Source organism: Streptomyces olindensis (assembly GCF_040645895.1).
In the GTDB taxonomy this organism is placed as follows: domain Bacteria; phylum Actinomycetota; class Actinomycetes; order Streptomycetales; family Streptomycetaceae; genus Streptomyces; species Streptomyces olindensis.
In genome coordinates, this window is sequence record NZ_JBEYZD010000039.1 from 38908 (window position 1) to 56698 (window position 17791).

A 17791-nucleotide genomic window follows, 5' to 3' on the forward strand; every position below is an offset into this window, starting at 1 on the left:
TGGACCCGGTCAGGTGCGTGAAGCCCTTTTACCTCTGTCTCGGGGCGTGAGACGCCGAGTGGGCCGGAGACGCGGAGTGGCCGGACCCCGCCTCCTCAGCGGCGGGACAGATAAAGGTCGAACGCCTTGTAGAGGAGCCGGTTGAGGGGGAAGTCCCATTCGCCGAGGTACTCGACGGCCTCGCCGCCGGTGCCCACCTTGAAGCGGAGCAGGCCCAGCAGGTGGCTGGACTCCTCCAGGGTGTCGGTGATGCCGCGCAGGTCGTAGACCGCGGCGCCGAGCTCGTGGGCGTCGGTCATCATGCGCCACTGCAGGGCGCTGCTCGGCTGGACCTCGCGGCGGCGGCCGGTGGAGGCGCCGTAGGAGTACCAGACGTGGTCGCCGACGGTCAGCATCGTGGCCGCGGCGAGCGCCTCGCCGTCGTGGTAGGCGAGGTAGAGCCGCATCCGGTCCGGGTGCTCGGCGGTGAGCGCGTTCCACATGCGCTGGAAGTACGGCAGCGGGCGCGGGAGGAAACGATCCCGCTCGGCGGTCTCGCCGTACAGCTCGTGGAAGGCCGGCAGGTCCTCGTAGCCGCCGCGCACGACCTTCACGCCGGCCTTCTCCGCCTTCTTGATGTTGCGCCGCCACTGCTGGTTCAGGCCGTTGTGGATGTCGTCCAGCGAGCGTCCGGCGAACGGCACCTGGAAGACGTACCGGGGCTGGCCCGCGGCGAAGCCGCCCTCGCCGCCGGACTCGGTCTGCCGCCAGCCCATCCGGCGCAGGGCGTCCGCGACCTGCCCGGCGCGCGGTTCGTACGACGTCGCCCGTACGTCCCGCAGCCGCCGGGCGGCCGGGTCGGCGATGGCCGCCTTGACCGTCTCGGCGCTCCAGCGGCGCACCACGACCGGCGGGCCCATCCGCACCGCGAAGGCGCCGCGCCGCCGCAGGTGCGCGAGCATCGGCTCCAGCAGGCGCTCCAGCTCCGGCTCGTGCCAGTCGATCAGCGGGCCCTCGGGCAGATACGCGAGGTAGCGGCGCAGCCCCGGCAGCCGCGGGCCGGGCAGCGGGCGCAGCAGGACCAGTCCCGCGCCGACGAGCTGCCCGCCCGGGTCGAACCAGCCCAGGCTCTCCGCACGCCAGTCGGGCTTCACCTCGCCCCAGGACGGGATCTGCGTGTGGCTGGCGGAGGGGCGGGCCGAGACGAACGCCAGGTGCTCGTCGCGGGTGATCGGCTGGACGCGGACGCTCATGCGCGGGCTCCTTCGAGCAGCGGCCCTCGACGGGCAGTGTCTGGTCCCGCGAGCCTAGGAGCGGCCCCGGCCGTCCCCCGGCTCAGACACTCGGGTCCACCCATCGCATGGCCCGAACGCCTCAAGCACGCCGCGCACACCGACCAGGACGGCCGGGTGCCCACCGCCGTGTCCTGGCCGCGTACTCGCGTCGGCGTCAGTCCTCGTCCCCCGGCTCACCCTCACCCCCCACTCCCTCCAACGCTCCCTCCAACGCTCCCTCCAAGGCCCCCGCCAGCACCTCCGCCAAGTGCCTCCCGCGCACCCCCGCCAGCTGCTCCAGCTGTGTGCGGCAGGAGAAGCCGTCCGCCAGGACCAGCGTGCCGTCCGGGGCGTCGCGTACGGACGGCAGGAGCTGTTCCTCCGCGCAGGCGGTGGACACCTCGTAGTGGCCCTTCTCGAAGCCGAAGTCGCCCGCGAGGCCGCAGCAGCCGCCGCTCAGTTCGCCGGAGAGCCGCGCGGCCCGGCGCAGCCGGCGGTCGGCGGCGTCGCCCAGCACCGCGTGCTGGTGGCAGTGGGTCTGGCCGGCCACCGGACGGTCCACACGCGGCGGTGTCCAGCCGGGGGCGTGGCGCTCCAGCGTCTCCGCGAACGTGAGGACCTGCGCGGCGAGGCGGGCCGCACGCGGGTCGTCGTGCAGCAGCTCGGGCACGTCCGTGCGCAGGGCCGCGGCGCAGCTCGGCTCCAGGACCACCACCGGGGCGTCGGTCTCCAGCACCGGTTCCATCAGGTCGAGCGTGCGGCGCAGGACGGCCCGGGCCCGGTCGAGCTGGCCGGTCGAGATGTACGTCAGCCCGCAGCAGACGCGGCCCCGGCCCCGCAGCAGCGACAGCGGATCGAGGGCGACCGTCCGGCCGTCGCCCACCGGGGGTTTCTCCAGCCGCACGGTCGGCGGCAGCGCCACCCGCAGCCCGGCCGCCTCCAGCACCCGCACGGCGGCCTGCCCCACGGACGGCGAGAGGTGCTCGGTGAAGGTGTCGGGCCAGAGCACGACCAGCTCGCCGTCGGCGGAGGGCCGGTGCGCGGGGTCGCCGTCGGCGGCGGGCGGGTGCGTGGGTTCGCCGTCGGCGGCGGGCGGGTGCGTGGGTTCGCCGTCGGCGGCGGGCGGGTGCGTGGGTTCGCCGTCGGCGGCCGGCCGGTACGCGGGCTTGCCGTCACCGGCGGGCCGGTACGCGGGCTTGCCGTCACCCGAGGGCCGGTGCGCGCGACGCCGTTCCCACCACCGGCTGAACGTCCGCGACGCCACCCGCGGGATCTCCCGCTCCGGCGCGATCCCGGCCAGCCGCTTGGCCAGCCACGCGAGGGGCCGCAGCCCCGACAGCGCGTTGACCAGCCACGCCGTGCGCGTACGCGCCACCGCCCGGAGCCACACCGGCAGCCATCCCATGGCGTAGTGCGCGGCGGGCCGGCGCCGCCCGGCGTAGTGGTGGTGCAGGAACTCCGCCTTGTACGTGGCCATGTCGACTCCGACCGGGCAGTCCGAGCGGCAACCCTTGCAGGACAGGCACAGGTCCAGCGCGTCCCGCACCTCCGTCGAGCGCCAGCCGTCGGTCACCACCTCACCGGCGAGCATCTCGTGCAGCAGCCGGGCGCGCCCGCGCGTGGAGTGCTCCTCCGCGCCGGTCGCCCGGAAGGACGGGCACATGACGCCCGAGCCGGACACCGACGTCGTACGGCACTTGGCGACGCCCACGCAGCGCCGCACCGCCGCCGAGAAGTCGCCGCCGTCGGCGGGGTAGCCGAAGGCGACGTCGACGGGCTCGCGCGGCAGGACGGAGAAGCGCAGGCCTGTGTCCAGGGGCGCGGGCCGCACCAGCATCCCGGGGTTGAGCAGGTCGTCCGGATCCCACACGCCCTTCACCCGCTCGAACAGGCCCACCGTCTCCGCGCCGTACATCCTGGGCAGCAGCTCCGCGCGCGCCTGCCCGTCCCCGTGCTCCCCGGACAGCGATCCGCCGTGCGCCACCACCAGCTCCGCGAGCTCCTCCGAGAAGCGGCGGAAGCGGGCGACCCCCGCCTCCGTCAGCAGGTCGAAGTCGATCCGCACGTGGATGCAGCCGTCCCCGAAGTGCCCGTACGGCGTGCCGCGCAGCCCGTGCGCCGCCATCAGCGCCCGGAAGTCCCGCAGATACGCGCCCAGCCGGGCGGGCGGCACCGCGCAGTCCTCCCACCCCGGCCACGCCTCCGTCCCGTCGGGCATGCGCGTCGCCGTGCCGCTCGCGTCCTCCCGGATCCGCCACAGCGCGCGCTGTCCGGCGGGATCGGTGACCACCAGCGCGTCCAGGACGTCGGCGGCCCGCACGATCGCCTCCGCACGCGCGCGTGCCTCCGCCGCCGACTCCCCGCCGGTCTCGACGAACAGCCAGGCCCCGCCCCGGGGGAGCGCGGCCGCCGACGGCACCAGGTCCGCCGCCATGCCCTCCACGGTCAGCGGCGACAGCGGCAGCAGCCCGGCCGCGGCCTCCGCGGCCGCGCTCTCGTCGGCGTACCCGAGCACGGCCAGGGCACGCGCGCGGGGCGCCTCGACCAGGCGTACGACCGCCTCCGTCAGCACGCCGAGCGTGCCCTCGGAGCCGCAGAAGGAGCGGGCCACGTCGGCGCCCCGCTCGGGCAGCAGGGCGTCCAGCGCGTATCCGGAGATGCGGCGGGGCAGGTCCGGAAAGCCCGTGCGCAGCCGGGCCAGGTCGCCCTCCACCAGGGCCCGCAGGCCGTCCGGGGCCCCGGCCCAGTCCCGCCCGAGCCGCAGCCGCTCGCCGCGGGCGGTGACGACGTCCAGCTCGCGCACGCTGTCGGCGGTCGTGCCCCACGCCACCGAGTGCGAGCCGCAGGAGTTGTTGCCGATCATGCCGCCGAGCGTGCACCGGCTGTGCGTCGAGGGATCCGGCCCGAACCGCAGTCCGTGCGGGGCGGCGGCCTCCTGGAGCCGGTCGAGCACCAGCCCCGGCTGCACCACCGCCGTCCGCGCCCCGGGATCCAGGGCGAGCAGCCGGTTCATGTGCCGGGTGAAGTCCAGCACCACGCCGGTGCCCGTCGCCTGCCCGGCGATGGACGTGCCCCCGCCGCGCGGCACCACCGGCACGCCCCGCCGCCGGCACACCTCCAGCACCGCCGCGACGTCGTCGGCGTCCCTGGGCGCCACGACCCCGTACGGCACCCGCCGGTAGTTGGACGCGTCCATGGTGACCAGCGCGCGGTCCAGGGCACCGAACCCCACGTCTCCCCGGACGGCCGCGCGCAACTCGCCCTCGAGAGCCGTCAGATCCCTGCCGTGCGGAAGATCCGTCATGCCTCCAGCATGCACGCGAGCACCGACGGTGATGCCGTCGCGGCCGGCGCCCCGGCGCGGCACCGTCCACGACGCGTCTCATCCGACGGACGACGTTTCGCCCAGGTTTCTGGAAACGGCTACGCTCCCCTCCGTGGCTGAGATCCGGATTCCCTCTGACATCAAGCCCGCGGACGGACGTTTCGGCGCGGGTCCCTCCAAGGTGCGGACGGAGGCGCTGGACGCCCTCGCCGCCACCGGCACCTCCCTCATGGGCACCTCCCACCGCCAGGCTCCCGTCAAGAACCTGGTCGGCCAGGTGCGCGAGGGCATCCGCGAGCTGTTCCAGCTCCCCGACGGCTACGAGGTGGTCCTCGGCAACGGCGGCTCCACCGCGTTCTGGGACATCGCGACGCACGGCCTGATCGAGAACAGGTCGCAGCACCTCACGTTCGGCGAGTTCTCCTCCAAGTTCGCCAAGGCCGCGGGGCTCGCCCCGTGGCTGGCCGAGCCGGACGTCATCTCCGCCGACCCGGGCACGCATCCCGAGCCGGTCGCCGAGGCGGGCGTGGACGTCTACGCGTTCACCCACAACGAGACCTCGACCGGTGTCGCCATGCCGATCAAGCGCGTGGCCGGCGCCGACGAGGGCGCCCTGGTGCTGGTGGACGCCACGTCCGGCGCCGGCGGCCTGCCCGTCGACGTCAGCGAGACCGACGTCTACTACTTCGCCCCGCAGAAGTCCTTCGCCTCCGACGGCGGCCTGTGGATCGGCGTCTTCTCCCCGGCCGCGATCGAGCGCGCCGAGCGGATCCACGCCTCCGGCCGCCACGTCCCGGAGTTCTTCTCGCTGCCGACGGCGATCGACAACTCCCGCAAGAACCAGACGTACAACACCCCGGCCCTCGCCACGCTGTTCCTGCTGAACCAGCAGCTGGAGTGGATCAACGGCCAGGGCGGCCTGGACTGGTCGGTCCGCCGCACGGCCACCTCCGCGCGGACCCTGTACGGCTGGGCCGAGGACATCAAGTACGCCAACCCGTTCGTCACCGACCCGGCCAAGCGCTCGCAGGTCATCGGCACGATCGACTTCACGGACGAGGTCGACGCCGCCGCCGTCGCCAAGGTCCTGCGCGCCAACGGCATCGTCGACACCGAGCCGTACCGCAAGCTCGGCCGCAACCAGCTGCGCGTGGCGATGTTCCCGGCGATCGACCCGGCGGACATCGAGGCCCTGACCAAGTGCGTCGACTACGTGATCGAGAAGCTCTGACCCTTCCCGCGTACGTGACCGAGGGCGCCCCGCGTGTGCGGGGCGCCCTCGCTCGTGCTCAGGCCGCCGCGCCCCGGCCGAACACCTCGAACAGCCGGGTCAGGCTGTCCTCCTCGTAGCCCTCCGCCGCCGCGCGCCGGAAGGTCTCCAGCACCGCGGCGGGCAGCGCCGGGTCCGCGCCCGAGTCGCGCGTCGTGTGCACGACGTGGTCCAGGCTCGCCACGGCCATCGAGATCCGCTCGACGTCCCCCGCGTGCCGCCCCGCCTCGATCCGCGGCGTGTAGAAGTCGAGGAACTGGCCCATCCCGCCCAGCGTCCCGGCCGCGTACGGCGTGATCTCGGAGGGCTTGATGCCGTTGGCGTCCGCCAGTGCCAGCATGTGCAGCCAGGCGGTGAGGGTGGTCCAGAAGAGGTCCATCTGGAGCTGGTAGTAGAGCGCGGCCAGGCCCGGGTCCTCGCCCCGGTAGTCGGTGCCGGTGAGGACCTCCAGGACGTCCTCGTACTGCTCGAAGAGGTCCCGCGGGCCGCTGTAGAAGGTGTCGAACTCCTTCGAGCCGATGCCGGACGGCGGTGTCTGGACCCCGCCGGTGAGATGGCGCGCCCCGTGCCGTGCCGCCCAGGCCGCCCCCGCGCGGGTCCTGGCGGGCGTGTCCGAGCTGAGATTGACCAGGACGCGGCCCTCCAGCGCAGCGGCGGCGGGCTCCAGCACGGCGTACATCGCGGCGTAGTCGGTCAGGCTCAGCACGACCACCTCGTTGGCGGTCAGCGCCTCCTCGACGGTGGCGGCGCGCACCGCGCCCCGGGCCACCAGTTCGTCGGCGCGGCCCGGGGTGCGGTTCCAGACGGTCACCCGGTAGCCGGCGTCCAGATAGGCAGCGGCCATGGCGCGGCCCATGGGGCCGAGGCCGATGACGGTCACGGACTTGTTCACGGAGATCCCCCTCAGTTCACGGAACGGACGACGGGAGCGCACGTCGACTAGAACGAACGCTCTATCCAGAGAGGAACGTAGCACAGCGACTAGAGCGATCGCTCTAGCCCGGTAAGGTGGTGGCGTGAAGACGAAGGCCCCGCACGACCTGGACACCGCAGGCACCCGCGAGCGGATCGTCCGTACGGCGTCCCGCCTGATGCAGCGCCAGGGCTACGAGGGCACCGGCATCAAGCAGATCTCCCGCGAGGCCGGGGCGACGCTCGGCTCGGTCTACCACTTCTTCCCCGGCGGCAAGCAGGAGCTCGGCACGGCCGCCGTACGGCTCGGCGACGAGGAGTTCACCGAGCTGCTGCGCGAGACCCTCGACGCCGAGCCGGACCCGGAGAAGGCCCTGCTCGCCCTCACCACGTCCCTCGTCGACGGGCTGCGCGACTCCGACTGGCTCGACGGCTGCCCGGTCACCTCCACCGCCGTGGGCACGGCGGCCGGCGCCCCCGGCATCCAGCAGGCGGCGGCCGAGGCGTTCGCGCGCTGGCGCGCAGTGGTCGCCGGGAAGCTCGTCGCCGCGGGCTTCGCCGCCCCGGACGCCGAGGAGCTGGCCCACACGGTGATCGCCACCCTGGAGGGCGCCGAACTGGCCGCCCAGGTCGCCCGCAGCGCGACGCCGCTGGAGGTGGCGGGCCGCCATCTGGCACGCCTGATCGCCTCGTACCGGAACGGCTGATCACCTCGTACCGGAACGGCTGATCGCCTCATACCGGAACGGCTGATCCCGCCGCTGGAGCAGGTGCTTCCCCTCTCCGGCCCGGCCGCCATATTTTCATGCAAGCAAGCTTGATTGTTTCCGGCCGCGCTGCCATGCTCCTCAGCACGCCGCACCACCCCGCACACCGCAGTGCCCCGAGGGGAGCGCCCGTGTCCGATCCGACGTCCGTGATCGACGACCTGCGCCGGGAGAGCGAGGAACTCGACGGCCTCGTCGCCGCCTTGAGCGCCCGGCGCTGGACGCTCGCGACCCCCGCACCCGGCTGGACCGTGGCCCACCAGATCGCCCACCTCGCCTGGACCGACCGCTCGGCCCTGCTCGCCGTCACGGACGCCGACGGCTTCCGCGCCCTGGTCGAGAAGGCCCTCGCCGCGCCGCACTCCTTCGTCGACGAGGGCGCCGAGGAGGACGCCGGACTCCCGCCCGCCGCCCTGCTCGCCCGCTGGCGCGAGGGTCGTACGGCACTGGAGAAGGCACTGCGGGCCGCCCCGCCCAAGGCGCGCTTCCCCTGGTACGGGCCACCCATGTCGGCCGCCTCCATGGCGACGGCCCGCCTCATGGAGACCTGGGCCCATGGCCAGGACGTCGCCGACGCCCTGGGTGTGGTGCGCCCACCCACCGACCGGCTTCGGCATGTGGCCTGGCTCGGGGTGAGAACCCGGGACTTCGCCTACGGCGTGCACGGACTGACCCCGCCCACCGACCCCTTCCGCGTCCAACTCCACGCCCCCTCCGGCGACCTGTGGACGTACGGCCCCGAGGACGCCCCGCAGTCCGTCATCGGCCCCGCCCTCGACTTCTGCCTCCTGGTCACCCGGCGCGCCCACCGCGCCGACCTCGCCCTGCGCGCCGACGGCCCCGACGCCGACCGCTGGCTGGACATCGCCCAGGCCTTCGCGGGACCACCGGGAGGCGGCCGCCCGCCGAAGGGAGCCGCCTCGTGACGACCTCGCGCACCGCTGCGGCGGGTCGCCCGGTGCGGCCCCTGCGCATCGGCAACGCCTCCGGCTTCTACGGCGACCGCTTCGACGCCCTGCGCGAGATGCTCACCGGCGGCGAACTCGACGTCCTCACCGGCGACTACCTCGCCGAGCTGACCATGCTCATCCTCGGCCGGGACCGGCTGAAGGACCCGGACGCCGGATACGCCCGCACCTTCCTGCGGCAGCTGGAGGAGTGCCTCGGCCTCGCGCACGAGCGGGACGTGAAGATCGTCACCAACGCGGGCGGGCTCAACCCGGCCGGACTCGCCGACGCCGTACGGCGGTTGGCCGACCGGCTGGGCATCCCCGTGCGCGTCGCCCATGTGGAGGGCGACGACCTCACCGCCGCGCACCCGGGGAGCCTCGCCGCCCACGCCTACCTCGGCGGCTTCGGCATCGCGGCCTGTCTGCGGGAGGGCGCCGACCTCGTGGTGACCGGGCGCGTGACGGACGCCGCCCTGGTCACCGGGCCCGCCGCCGCCCACTTCGGCTGGTCCCCGGCGGACCACGACCGGCTCGCGGGCGCCGTCGTCGCCGGGCACGTCCTGGAGTGCGGGACGCAGGCCACCGGCGGCAACTACGCCTTCTTCCGCGACGGCGACGTCCGCCGCCCCGGCTTCCCGCTCGCCGAACTCCACGAGGACGGCGGCTGCGTCATCACCAAACACCCCGGCACCGGCGGCTTCGTCGACACCGGCACGGTCACCGCCCAGTTGCTGTACGAGACGGCCGGTGCCCGGTACGCCGGGCCGGACGTCACCGCCCGGCTGGACACCGTGCGGCTCGGCCAGGACGGGCCGGACCGGGTGCGGATCGAGGGCGTGCGCGGCGAGGCGCCCCCGCCCACCCTCAAGGTCGGGCTCAACAGGCTCGGCGGCTTCCGCAACGAGGTCGTCTTCGTGCTCACCGGCCTCGACATCGAGGCCAAGGCCGACTTGGTGCGGGAGCAGATGGAGCCCGTGCTGCGGGAAGTCGCGGATGTCCGCTGGGAGTTGGCCCGCACCGACCGGTCCGACGCCGGCACCGAGGAGACCGCGAGCGCGCTGCTGCGGCTCGTCGTACGGGACCCGGACCAGCAGGCCGTCGGACGGGCGCTGAGCGGGGCCGCCGTGGAGCTGGCCCTGGCGAGCTACCCCGGCTTCCATGTGCTGGCGCCACCAGGGAAGGGCGCGCCCTATGGGGTGTTCGAGGATGTGTACGTCCCCCATGGCGCGGTCGACCATGTGGCCGTCCTCCAGGACGGACGCCGGGTCACGGTGCCCCCGCCCCAGGACACCCGCGTCCTCGACGACGTCCCGGAACCGCCCCTGCCGGAGCCGCTGCCGCCCGGACCGTGCCGCGGCGCCCCGCTCGGGCTCGTCGCCGGGGCCCGCAGCGGCGACAAGGGCGGGAACGCCAACGTCGGCGTCTGGGCCCGCTCGGACGCCGCCTGGCGCTGGCTCGCCCACGAGCTGACCGTCGAACGGTTCCGGGAGCTGATCCCCGAGAGCCGCGAGCTGACCGTCGTACGGCACGTGCTGCCGAACCTGCGCGCCCTGAACTTCGTCGTCGAGCGGATCCTCGGCGCCGGTGTCGCCGCCCAGCACCGCTTCGACCCGCAGGCCAAGGCCCTCGGCGAATGGCTGCGCTCCCGCCACCTGGAGATACCGGAGGCCCTGCTGTGACCGTCCTGACCTCCGCGCTCGACCCCCACAGCCCCGAACACCGGGCCAACCGGGAGGCGATGCTCGCCAAGCTCGCCGCACTCGACGCCGAGCACGCCAAGGCCCTCGCGGGCGGCGGCGCGAAGTACGTCGAGAGGCACCGCGGGCGCGGCAAACTCCTCGCCCGTGAACGCATCGAGCTGCTCCTCGACCCCGACACGCCCTTCCTGGAACTGTCCCCGCTGGCCGCCTGGGGCAGCGACTACACCGTCGGCGCGTCCCTCGTCACCGGCATCGGGGTCGTCGAGGGCGTCGAATGCCTGATCACCGCCAACGACCCGACCGTACGCGGCGGAGCGAGCAACCCCTGGTCCCTGAAGAAGGCCCTGCGCGCGAACGACATCGCGCTCGCCAACCGGCTGCCCTGCATCAGCCTGGTGGAGTCCGGCGGCGCCGACCTGCCCTCCCAGAAGGAGATCTTCATCCCCGGGGGTGCCATCTTCCGGGACCTCACCCGGCTGTCGGCCGCCGGCATCCCGACCGTCGCGGTCGTCTTCGGCAACTCCACCGCCGGCGGCGCCTACGTCCCCGGCATGTCCGACCACGTGATCATGGTCAAGGAGCGGGCCAAGGTGTTCCTGGGCGGCCCGCCGCTGGTGAAGATGGCGACCGGCGAGGAGAGCGACGACGAGTCCCTGGGCGGCGCCGAGATGCACGCGCGCACCTCGGGCCTCGCCGACCACTTCGCCGCCGACGAGCACGACGCGCTGCGCCAGGCCCGCCGCGTGGTCGCCCGCCTCAACCACCGCAAGGCGTACGACGATCCGGGTCCGGCCGAGCCGCCCGAGTACGACGCCGACGAGCTCCTCGGCATCGTCCCCGGCGACCTGAAAAGCCCCTTCGACCCGCGCGAGGTCATCGCCCGGATCGTCGACGCCTCCGACTTCGACGAGTTCAAGCCGCTGTACGGGACGAGCCTGACGACCGGCTGGGCCGGCCTCCACGGCTATCCCGTGGGAGTGCTGGCGAACGCCCGGGGCGTGCTCTTCAGCGAGGAGTCCCAGAAGGCCGCCCAGTTCATCCAGCTCGCCAACCAGCGCGACATCCCGCTGCTCTTCCTGCACAACACCACCGGCTACATGGTCGGCAAGGAGTACGAGCAGGGCGGCATCATCAAGCACGGCGCGATGATGATCAACGCCGTGTCCAATTCGAAGGTGCCGCACCTGTCGGTCCTCATGGGCGCCTCCTACGGCGCCGGCCACTACGGCATGTGCGGTCGCGCCTACGACCCCCGCTTCCTCTTCGCCTGGCCGAGCGCCAAGTCGGCCGTCATGGGCCCCCAGCAGCTCGCCGGCGTGCTGTCGATCGTCGCCCGCCAGTCCGCCGCCGCCAAGGGACAGCCCTACGACGACGAGTCGGACGCCGCGCTGCGCGCCATGGTCGAGCAGCAGATCGAGTCCGAGTCGCTGCCGATGTTCCTCTCCGGGCGGCTCTACGACGACGGCGTCATCGACCCGCGCGACACCCGCACCGTCCTCGGCCTGTGCCTGTCCGCGATCCACACCGCCCCCTACGAGGGCGCCCGCGGCGGCTTCGGCGTCTTCCGGATGTGAGGAACCCTCAGTGATCACTTCTGTGCTGGTCGCCAACCGGGGCGAGATAGCCTGCCGCGTCTTCCGCACCTGCCGCGAACTGGGCATCCGCACGGTCGCCGTGCACTCGGACGCCGACGCGAACGCCCTCCACGCGCGCGTGGCCGACGCGAGCGTACGCCTCCCGGGGGAGGCGCCCGCCGACACCTACCTGCGCGGCGACCTCATCGTGAAGGCGGCCGTCGCGGCCGGAGCGGACGCCGTGCACCCCGGCTACGGCTTCCTCTCCGAGAACGCCGCCTTCGCCCGGGCCGTCCTGGACGCGGGCCTGGTCTGGATCGGTCCGCCCCCGTCCGCGATCGAGGCGATGGCGTCCAAGACCCGCGCCAAGCAGCTCATGGGCATCGAGCCCCTCACCGAGGTCACCGAGGCCGACCTGCCCGTGCTGGTGAAGGCGGCGGCGGGCGGCGGCGGCCGCGGCATGCGCGTCGTACGGCACCTCGCGGACCTGGACGCCGAACTGGCCGCCGCCCGCGCCGAAGCGGCGAGCGCCTTCGGCGACGGCGAGGTCTTCGTCGAGCCGTACGTCGAGAACGGCCGCCACGTCGAGGTGCAGGTCCTCGCCGACACCCACGGCACCGTCTGGCCGCTCGGCACCCGCGACTGCTCCCTCCAGCGCCGCCACCAGAAGGTGATCGAGGAGGCCCCGGCCCCCGGCCTCCCCGCCGAACCGGAGGCGGAACTGCACGCCCTCGCCGTCCGGGCCGCCCGGGCCGTCGACTACGTGGGCGCCGGCACGGTCGAGTTCCTCGTCGCCGGCGGCAGGGCCCACTTCCTGGAGATGAACACCCGCCTCCAGGTCGAACACCCCGTCACCGAGGCCGTGTTCGGCGTCGACCTGGTCGCGGAGCAGATCCGTATCGCCGAGGGCCACGCCCTCGACCCCGACCCGCCCCGAGCGCGGGGCCACGCCGTGGAGGCCCGCCTGTACGCCGAGGACCCCGCCCGCGACTGGGCCCCGCAGACCGGCCGCCTGCACCGCCTCGCCCTGCCCGAAGGCATCCGCCTCGACACCGGCTACACCGACGGCGACGACATCGGCGTCCACTACGACCCCATGATCGCCAAGGCCGTGGTCCACGCCCCCACCCGCGCGGAGGCCGTCCGCAAGCTCGCCTCGGCCCTGGAACGGGCAGCGATCCACGGCCCCGTCACCAACCGCGACCTCCTGGTCCGCTCCCTGCGCCACCCGGAGTTCATCGCGGCCCGCATGGACACCGGCTTCTACGACCGCCACCTCCCGGACCTCACCGAGCCGTCCCCCGACCCGCACGCCCCCCTGGCCGCCGCCCTCGCCGACGCCCACGCCCGCTCCCGCCCGGGCTTCGGGGGCTGGCGCAACGTCCCCTCCCAGCCGCAGACCAAGCGCTACCTGATGGCGGGGGAGGAGCACGAGGCCCGCTACCGGCACACCAGGCAGGGCCTGGAGGCGGACGGGGTGGGCGTGGTGCACGCCGAGGCCGGTCTCGTGATCCTCGAAGTGGACGGCGTCCGGCGCCGCTTCGAGGTCTCCCGCCACGGCGACCAGGTCTACGTCAACACCACCGCCCTGACGGCCCTGCCCCGCTTCCCCGACCCCACCGCCCAGCACGCCCCCGGCTCCCTCCTGGCCCCCATGCCGGGCACGGTCGTCCGCGTCGCCGACGGCCTCACGGCAGGCGCCCCCGTGAAGGCGGGCGACCCCCTCCTCTGGCTGGAGGCGATGAAGATGCAGCACAAGATCACGGCGCCGGTGACGGGAACGCTTACCTCATTGCCGGTCGCACCCGGTCAGCAGGTCGAGCCGGGGATGTTGCTGGCGGTTGTGCAGGAGGCCTGAAGGGGCGCGGGGCTGTATCGACATGCGGCTCCGCCGCGTGAGCGCGCCCGGCCACACACGACCCGCACCCGAAAGGACTCCGATGGACACCGAGGACCACAAAGCCCTACGAGAAGCCGTCGCCGCCCTCGGCAAACGCCACGGCCGCGAAGGCGACCCCGCACAACTCTGGTCGGAAGCAGGCAAACTCGGCTACCTGGGCGTCAACCTGCCGGAGGTACACGGCGGTGGAGGCGGCGGCATCTCCGAACTCTCCATCGTCCTGGAGGAACTCGGCGCGGCCGGCTGCCCCCTGCTCATGCTGGTGGTCTCACCGGCCATCTGCGGCACGGTCATAGCCCGCTTCGGCACAGCGGCACAAAAAGAAACCTGGCTCCCGGGCCTGGCCGACGGCACCCGCCGGATGGCCTTCGGCATCACCGAACCCGACGCCGGTTCCAACTCCCACCGCATCACCACCACGGCCCGCCGCGACCAGGACACCGGAGGCTGGCTCCTCACCGGCCGCAAGGTCTTCATCTCCGGCGTCGACATCGCGGACGCGACCCTCATCGTCGGCCGCACCGAGGACGCCCGCACCGGCCGCCTCAAGCCGTGCCTGTTCATCGTCCCGCGCGACACCCCGGGCTTCACCCGCCGCCCCATCGACATGGAACTCAGCGCCGCCGAGAAGCAGTTCGAACTCGTCCTGGACGACGTACGCCTGCCCGCCGACGCCCTCGTCGGCGACGAGGACGCGGGCCTCCTCCAGCTCTTCGCCGGACTCAACCCCGAACGCATCATGACGGCCGCCTTCGCGATCGGCATGGGCCGCTACGCCCTCTCCAAAGCCGTCGAGTACGCCCGCGACCGCACCGTCTGGAACACCCCCATCGGCGCCCACCAGGCCATCGCCCACCCCCTCGCCCAGGCGCACATCGACCTCGAACTCGCCCGCCTGATGATGCAGAAGGCGGCCGCCCACTACGACGCCGGCGACGACATGGGCGCCGGAGAGGCCGCCAACATGGCCAAGTACGCCGCCGGTGAGGCCTGCGTGAAGGCAGTCGACCAGGCCGTGCACACCCTCGGCGGCAACGGCCTCACCCGCGAGTACGGCCTGGCGCGGCTGATAACGGCCGCGCGCGTGGCTCGTATTGCCCCGGTCAGCCGGGAGATGATTCTCAACTACGTCTCCCACCAGACCCTGGGCCTGCCCAAGTCGTACTGAGACGGCCCGCGCCGCGAGGAGGAACCAGCCATGTTCCGCAGCGAGTACGCAGACGTCCCGCCCGTCGACCTCCCCATCCACGACGCCGTCCTGGCCCGGGCCGCCGAGTTCGGCGACATCCCGGCCCTCGTCGACGGCACCGACGGCACCACCCTCTCGTACGAGCAGGTGGACCGGTTCCACCGGCGCGTCGCCGCCGCCCTCGCCGAGGCCGGCGTCCGCAAGGGCGATGTCCTCGCCCTGCACAGCCCCAACACCGTCGCCTTCCCCACCGCGTTCTACGCCGCCACGCGCGCGGGTGCCACCGTCACCACCGTGCACCCCCTCGCCACCGCCCAGGAGTTCGCCAAGCAGCTCACCGACTCCGCGGCCCGCTGGATCATCACCGTCTCCCCCCTCCTCGACATCGCCCGCCGGGCCGCCGAACTCGCGGGCGGCGTCCGCGAGATCTTCGTGTGCGACAGCGCGACCGGCCACCGCTCCCTGATCGACATGCTGGCCACCACCGCCCCCGAGCCGCGCGTCGACGTCGACCCCGCCGAGGACATCGCGGCCCTGCCGTACTCCTCCGGGACCACCGGCACCCCCAAGGGCGTGATGCTCACCCACCGGCAGATCGCCACCAACCTCGCGCAGCTCCACCCGGCGATACCCGCCGGCCCGGGAGACCGCGTCCTGGCGGTCCTGCCCTTCTTCCACATCTACGGCCTCACCGCCCTGATGAACGCCCCCCTGCGGCAGGGCGCCACGGTCGTCGTCCTGCCCCGCTTCGACCTGGAGCAGTTCCTCGCGGCCATCCAGAACCACCGCATCACCGCCCTGTACGTGGCCCCGCCGATCGTCCTCGCCCTCGCCAAGCACCCGGCCGTCGCGCAGTACGACCTGTCGTCCCTGAAGTACATCGTCAGCGCCGCCGCACCCCTGGACGCCCGCCTCGCCGCCGCCTGCTCCCAACGCCTCGGCCTGCCGCCCGTCGGCCAGGCCTACGGCATGACGGAACTGTCGCCCGGCACCCACGTCGTCCCCCTGGCCGCCATGCGCGAGGCACCCCCCGGCACGGTCGGCAAGCTCATCGCCGGCACCGAGATGCGGATCGTCTCCCTCGACGACCCCGGCAAGGACCTCCCCGCCGGCGAATCCGGCGAGATCCTCATCCGCGGCCCCCAGATCATGAAGGGCTACCTCGATCGCCCCGACGCCACCGCCGCGATGATCGACACCGACGGCTGGCTGCACACCGGGGACGTGGGCCACGTGGACCAGGACGGCTGGCTGTTCATCGTCGACCGCGTCAAGGAACTCATCAAGTACAAGGGCTTCCAGGTCGCCCCCGCCGAACTCGAAGCCCTGCTCCTCACCCACCCCGGCATCGCCGACGCCGCCGTCATCGGCACCCGCGACGACGACGGCAACGAGATCCCGCACGCCTACGTGGTCCGCCAGCCCACCGCCACCGATCTCCCCGAGGCCGAGATCATGATGTACGTCGCCGAGCGCGTCGCCCCCTACAAGCGGATCCGGCGCGTCACCTTCATCGACGGCGTCCCCCGCGCGGCCTCCGGGAAGATCCTCCGCCGACAGCTCAGGGAGCGCGCATGACCCTCATCGGCCGCACGCGCGCGCGTGCCGTGGAAACCCTCTCCCTCGACTCGCCCCACAACCGCAACGCCCTGTCGGCGGCCCTGGTCGCCGACCTCGCCGAGGCGCTCACGGACGCCGGCAAGGACCCCGGCGTCCGCGCCGTCGTCCTCACCCACACCGGCAACACCTTCAGCGCCGGCGCCGACCTCAAGGACCCCCCGCCCCCCGAGGCGCTGGTCGCCCTGCTCCGGCAGATCGTCGAACTGCCCCAACCGGTCGTCGCCCGCGTCACCGGCCACGTCCGCGCCGGCGGCCTCGGCCTCCTGGCCGCCTGCGACATCGCCGTCGCCTCCACCGAGGCCACCTTCGCCTTCACCGAGGTCCGCATCGGCGTCGCCCCCGCCGTCATCTCCCTGCCCCTGCTCCCGCGCGCGGACCCGCGCGCCCTGTCCCGCTACTACCTCACCGGCGAGCGCTTCGACGCCGCGGCGGCGACCACGGCGGGCCTGCTCACCACCCACGCCGACGACGTCGACTCCGCCCTGGCGCCCGTCCTGGACGGCCTGCGCCGATCCGCCCCCGACGCCCTGGCCGAGACGAAACGGCTGCTCACGACTAGGGTGCTGGAAGCCTTCGAACGGGACGCGGCCGGCCTGACCGCGCTCTCGGCCCGGCTGTTCTCCTCCCCGCAGGCACGCGAGGGAATGACGGCCTTCCTCGAACGACGGGATCCGGCATGGGTGGTGTGAGCACGGTCGACCGTGCGGAAAGAGTCCCCAAGCAGGACCGCAGCCGGGCCACCCGGCAGCGGCTCCTGGAAGCCGCCGTGGCCTGCCTCGCCGAACACGGCTGGGCCGGCTCCACCGTCTCCGTCGTCGCCGAACGCGCCGGCGTCTCCCGCGGCGCCGCCCAGCACCACTTCCCGACCCGCGAGGACCTCTTCACGGCCGCCGTCGAATACGTCGCCGAGGAACGCTCCACGGCCCTGCGCGCCCTCTTCCCCGACGGCGCGGCCGGCGACCGCCGCGCGGTCGTGGCGGCCCTGGTCGACCTCTACACCGGGCCGCTGTTCCGCGCCGCCCTCCACCTCTGGGTCGCCGCCTCCAACGAGGAACAGCTCCGCCCCCGCGTCACCGAACTCGAATCCCGCGTCGGCCGCGAGACCCACCGCATCGCGGTCGACCTGCTCTCCGCCGACGAATCCGTCCCCGGCGTCCGCGAAACGGTCCAGGGCCTCCTCGACATGGCCCGCGGCCTCGGCCTCGCCAACCTCCTCACCGACGACGCGGCGCGGCGGGAACGCGTGGTGGCCCAGTGGGCGGACCTGCTGGACGACGCGCTGGGCTGAGAGCGCTGTCAATGGCGGGGCCACGGTTCCGGCAAGGTCTGAC

At 73.6% G+C, this 17791-nt stretch carries 13 protein-coding genes; 10 read left to right on the forward strand and 3 right to left on the reverse strand.

From position 1 onward, the window contains the following. Positions 1–95: 95 nt before the first annotated feature. Together ABZ948_RS24485 and ABZ948_RS24490 are read right to left on the reverse strand one after the other, a co-directional pair. Positions 96–1232, reverse strand: a complete 1137-nt coding sequence (locus ABZ948_RS24485) for a lipid II:glycine glycyltransferase FemX (RefSeq protein ID WP_359762869.1) — start codon at positions 1230–1232, stop codon at positions 96–98. Between the two features lie 196 nt (positions 1233–1428). Beyond that, positions 1429–4557 (reverse strand): FAD-linked oxidase C-terminal domain-containing protein, encoded by a 3129-nt coding sequence (locus ABZ948_RS24490; RefSeq protein ID WP_359762871.1) that lies wholly within the window; start codon positions 4555–4557, stop codon positions 1429–1431. 133 nt (positions 4558–4690) lie between these two features. On the opposite strand from ABZ948_RS24490, the gene serC reads away from it, so the two are divergent. Continuing rightward, on the forward strand, positions 4691–5809 hold the full coding sequence (gene serC, locus ABZ948_RS24495; RefSeq protein WP_359762873.1) for a phosphoserine transaminase: 1119 nt from the start codon (positions 4691–4693) through the stop codon (positions 5807–5809). A gap of 58 nt (positions 5810–5867) precedes the next feature. Here the strand turns inward: serC and ABZ948_RS24500 are convergent, their stop codons facing one another. Then, on the reverse strand, positions 5868–6740 hold the full coding sequence (locus ABZ948_RS24500) for an NAD(P)-dependent oxidoreductase (RefSeq protein WP_359762875.1): 873 nt from the start codon (positions 6738–6740) through the stop codon (positions 5868–5870). Positions 6741–6864: 124 nt separating this feature from the next. On the opposite strand from ABZ948_RS24500, the gene ABZ948_RS24505 reads away from it, so the two are divergent. From ABZ948_RS24505 to ABZ948_RS24545, 9 genes are all read left to right on the forward strand, one after another. Continuing rightward, positions 6865–7467, forward strand: a complete 603-nt coding sequence (locus ABZ948_RS24505; protein ID WP_359762877.1) for a TetR/AcrR family transcriptional regulator — start codon at positions 6865–6867, stop codon at positions 7465–7467. Between the two features lie 191 nt (positions 7468–7658). Continuing rightward, the gene (locus ABZ948_RS24510) at positions 7659–8453 is read left to right on the forward strand and encodes a TIGR03084 family metal-binding protein (protein WP_359762879.1); all 795 of its coding nucleotides are present in this window, start codon (positions 7659–7661) and stop codon (positions 8451–8453) included. A 32-nt stretch (positions 8454–8485) separates the two neighbouring features. Beyond that, the gene (locus ABZ948_RS24515; RefSeq protein ID WP_359762929.1) at positions 8486–10156 is read left to right on the forward strand and encodes an acyclic terpene utilization AtuA family protein; all 1671 of its coding nucleotides are present in this window, start codon (positions 8486–8488) and stop codon (positions 10154–10156) included. After that, complete coding sequence (locus ABZ948_RS24520) at positions 10153–11751, forward strand: acyl-CoA carboxylase subunit beta (RefSeq protein ID WP_359762881.1); 1599 nt, start codon at positions 10153–10155, stop codon at positions 11749–11751. Before ABZ948_RS24515 ends, ABZ948_RS24520 begins: the two co-directional genes overlap by 4 nt. Positions 11752–11761: 10 nt before the next feature. Continuing rightward, the gene (locus ABZ948_RS24525; protein ID WP_359762882.1) at positions 11762–13609 is read left to right on the forward strand and encodes an acetyl/propionyl/methylcrotonyl-CoA carboxylase subunit alpha; all 1848 of its coding nucleotides are present in this window, start codon (positions 11762–11764) and stop codon (positions 13607–13609) included. An 82-nt stretch (positions 13610–13691) separates the two neighbouring features. Continuing rightward, positions 13692–14819 (forward strand): acyl-CoA dehydrogenase family protein, encoded by a 1128-nt coding sequence (locus tag ABZ948_RS24530; protein WP_359762884.1) that lies wholly within the window; start codon positions 13692–13694, stop codon positions 14817–14819. Between the two features lie 30 nt (positions 14820–14849). Next, a complete protein-coding gene (locus ABZ948_RS24535; protein ID WP_359762886.1) occupies positions 14850–16418 on the forward strand; it encodes a 4-coumarate--CoA ligase family protein in 1569 nt (522 codons plus the stop codon). Continuing rightward, positions 16415–17149 (forward strand): enoyl-CoA hydratase family protein, encoded by a 735-nt coding sequence (locus ABZ948_RS24540; RefSeq protein ID WP_359762888.1) that lies wholly within the window; start codon positions 16415–16417, stop codon positions 17147–17149. The genes ABZ948_RS24535 and ABZ948_RS24540 overlap by 4 nt, the downstream gene beginning before the upstream one ends. After that, positions 17137–17748, forward strand: a complete 612-nt coding sequence (locus tag ABZ948_RS24545) for a TetR/AcrR family transcriptional regulator (RefSeq protein WP_359762889.1) — start codon at positions 17137–17139, stop codon at positions 17746–17748. Before ABZ948_RS24540 ends, ABZ948_RS24545 begins: the two co-directional genes overlap by 13 nt. The last annotated feature ends 43 nt before the right edge of the window (positions 17749–17791 follow it).

Coding starts and splice junctions, on each gene's coding strand:
- ABZ948_RS24485 (WP_359762869.1), bottom strand. CDS start 1,232: ATGAGCGTCCGCGTCCAGCCGATCACCCGCGACGAGCACCTGGCGTTC.
- ABZ948_RS24530 (WP_359762884.1), top strand. CDS start 13,692: ATGGACACCGAGGACCACAAAGCCCTACGAGAAGCCGTCGCCGCCCTC.
- ABZ948_RS24535 (WP_359762886.1), top strand. CDS start 14,850: ATGTTCCGCAGCGAGTACGCAGACGTCCCGCCCGTCGACCTCCCCATC.
- ABZ948_RS24490 (WP_359762871.1), bottom strand. CDS start 4,557: ATGACGGATCTTCCGCACGGCAGGGATCTGACGGCTCTCGAGGGCGAG.
- ABZ948_RS24545 (WP_359762889.1), top strand. CDS start 17,137: ATGGGTGGTGTGAGCACGGTCGACCGTGCGGAAAGAGTCCCCAAGCAG.
- ABZ948_RS24540 (WP_359762888.1), top strand. CDS start 16,415: ATGACCCTCATCGGCCGCACGCGCGCGCGTGCCGTGGAAACCCTCTCC.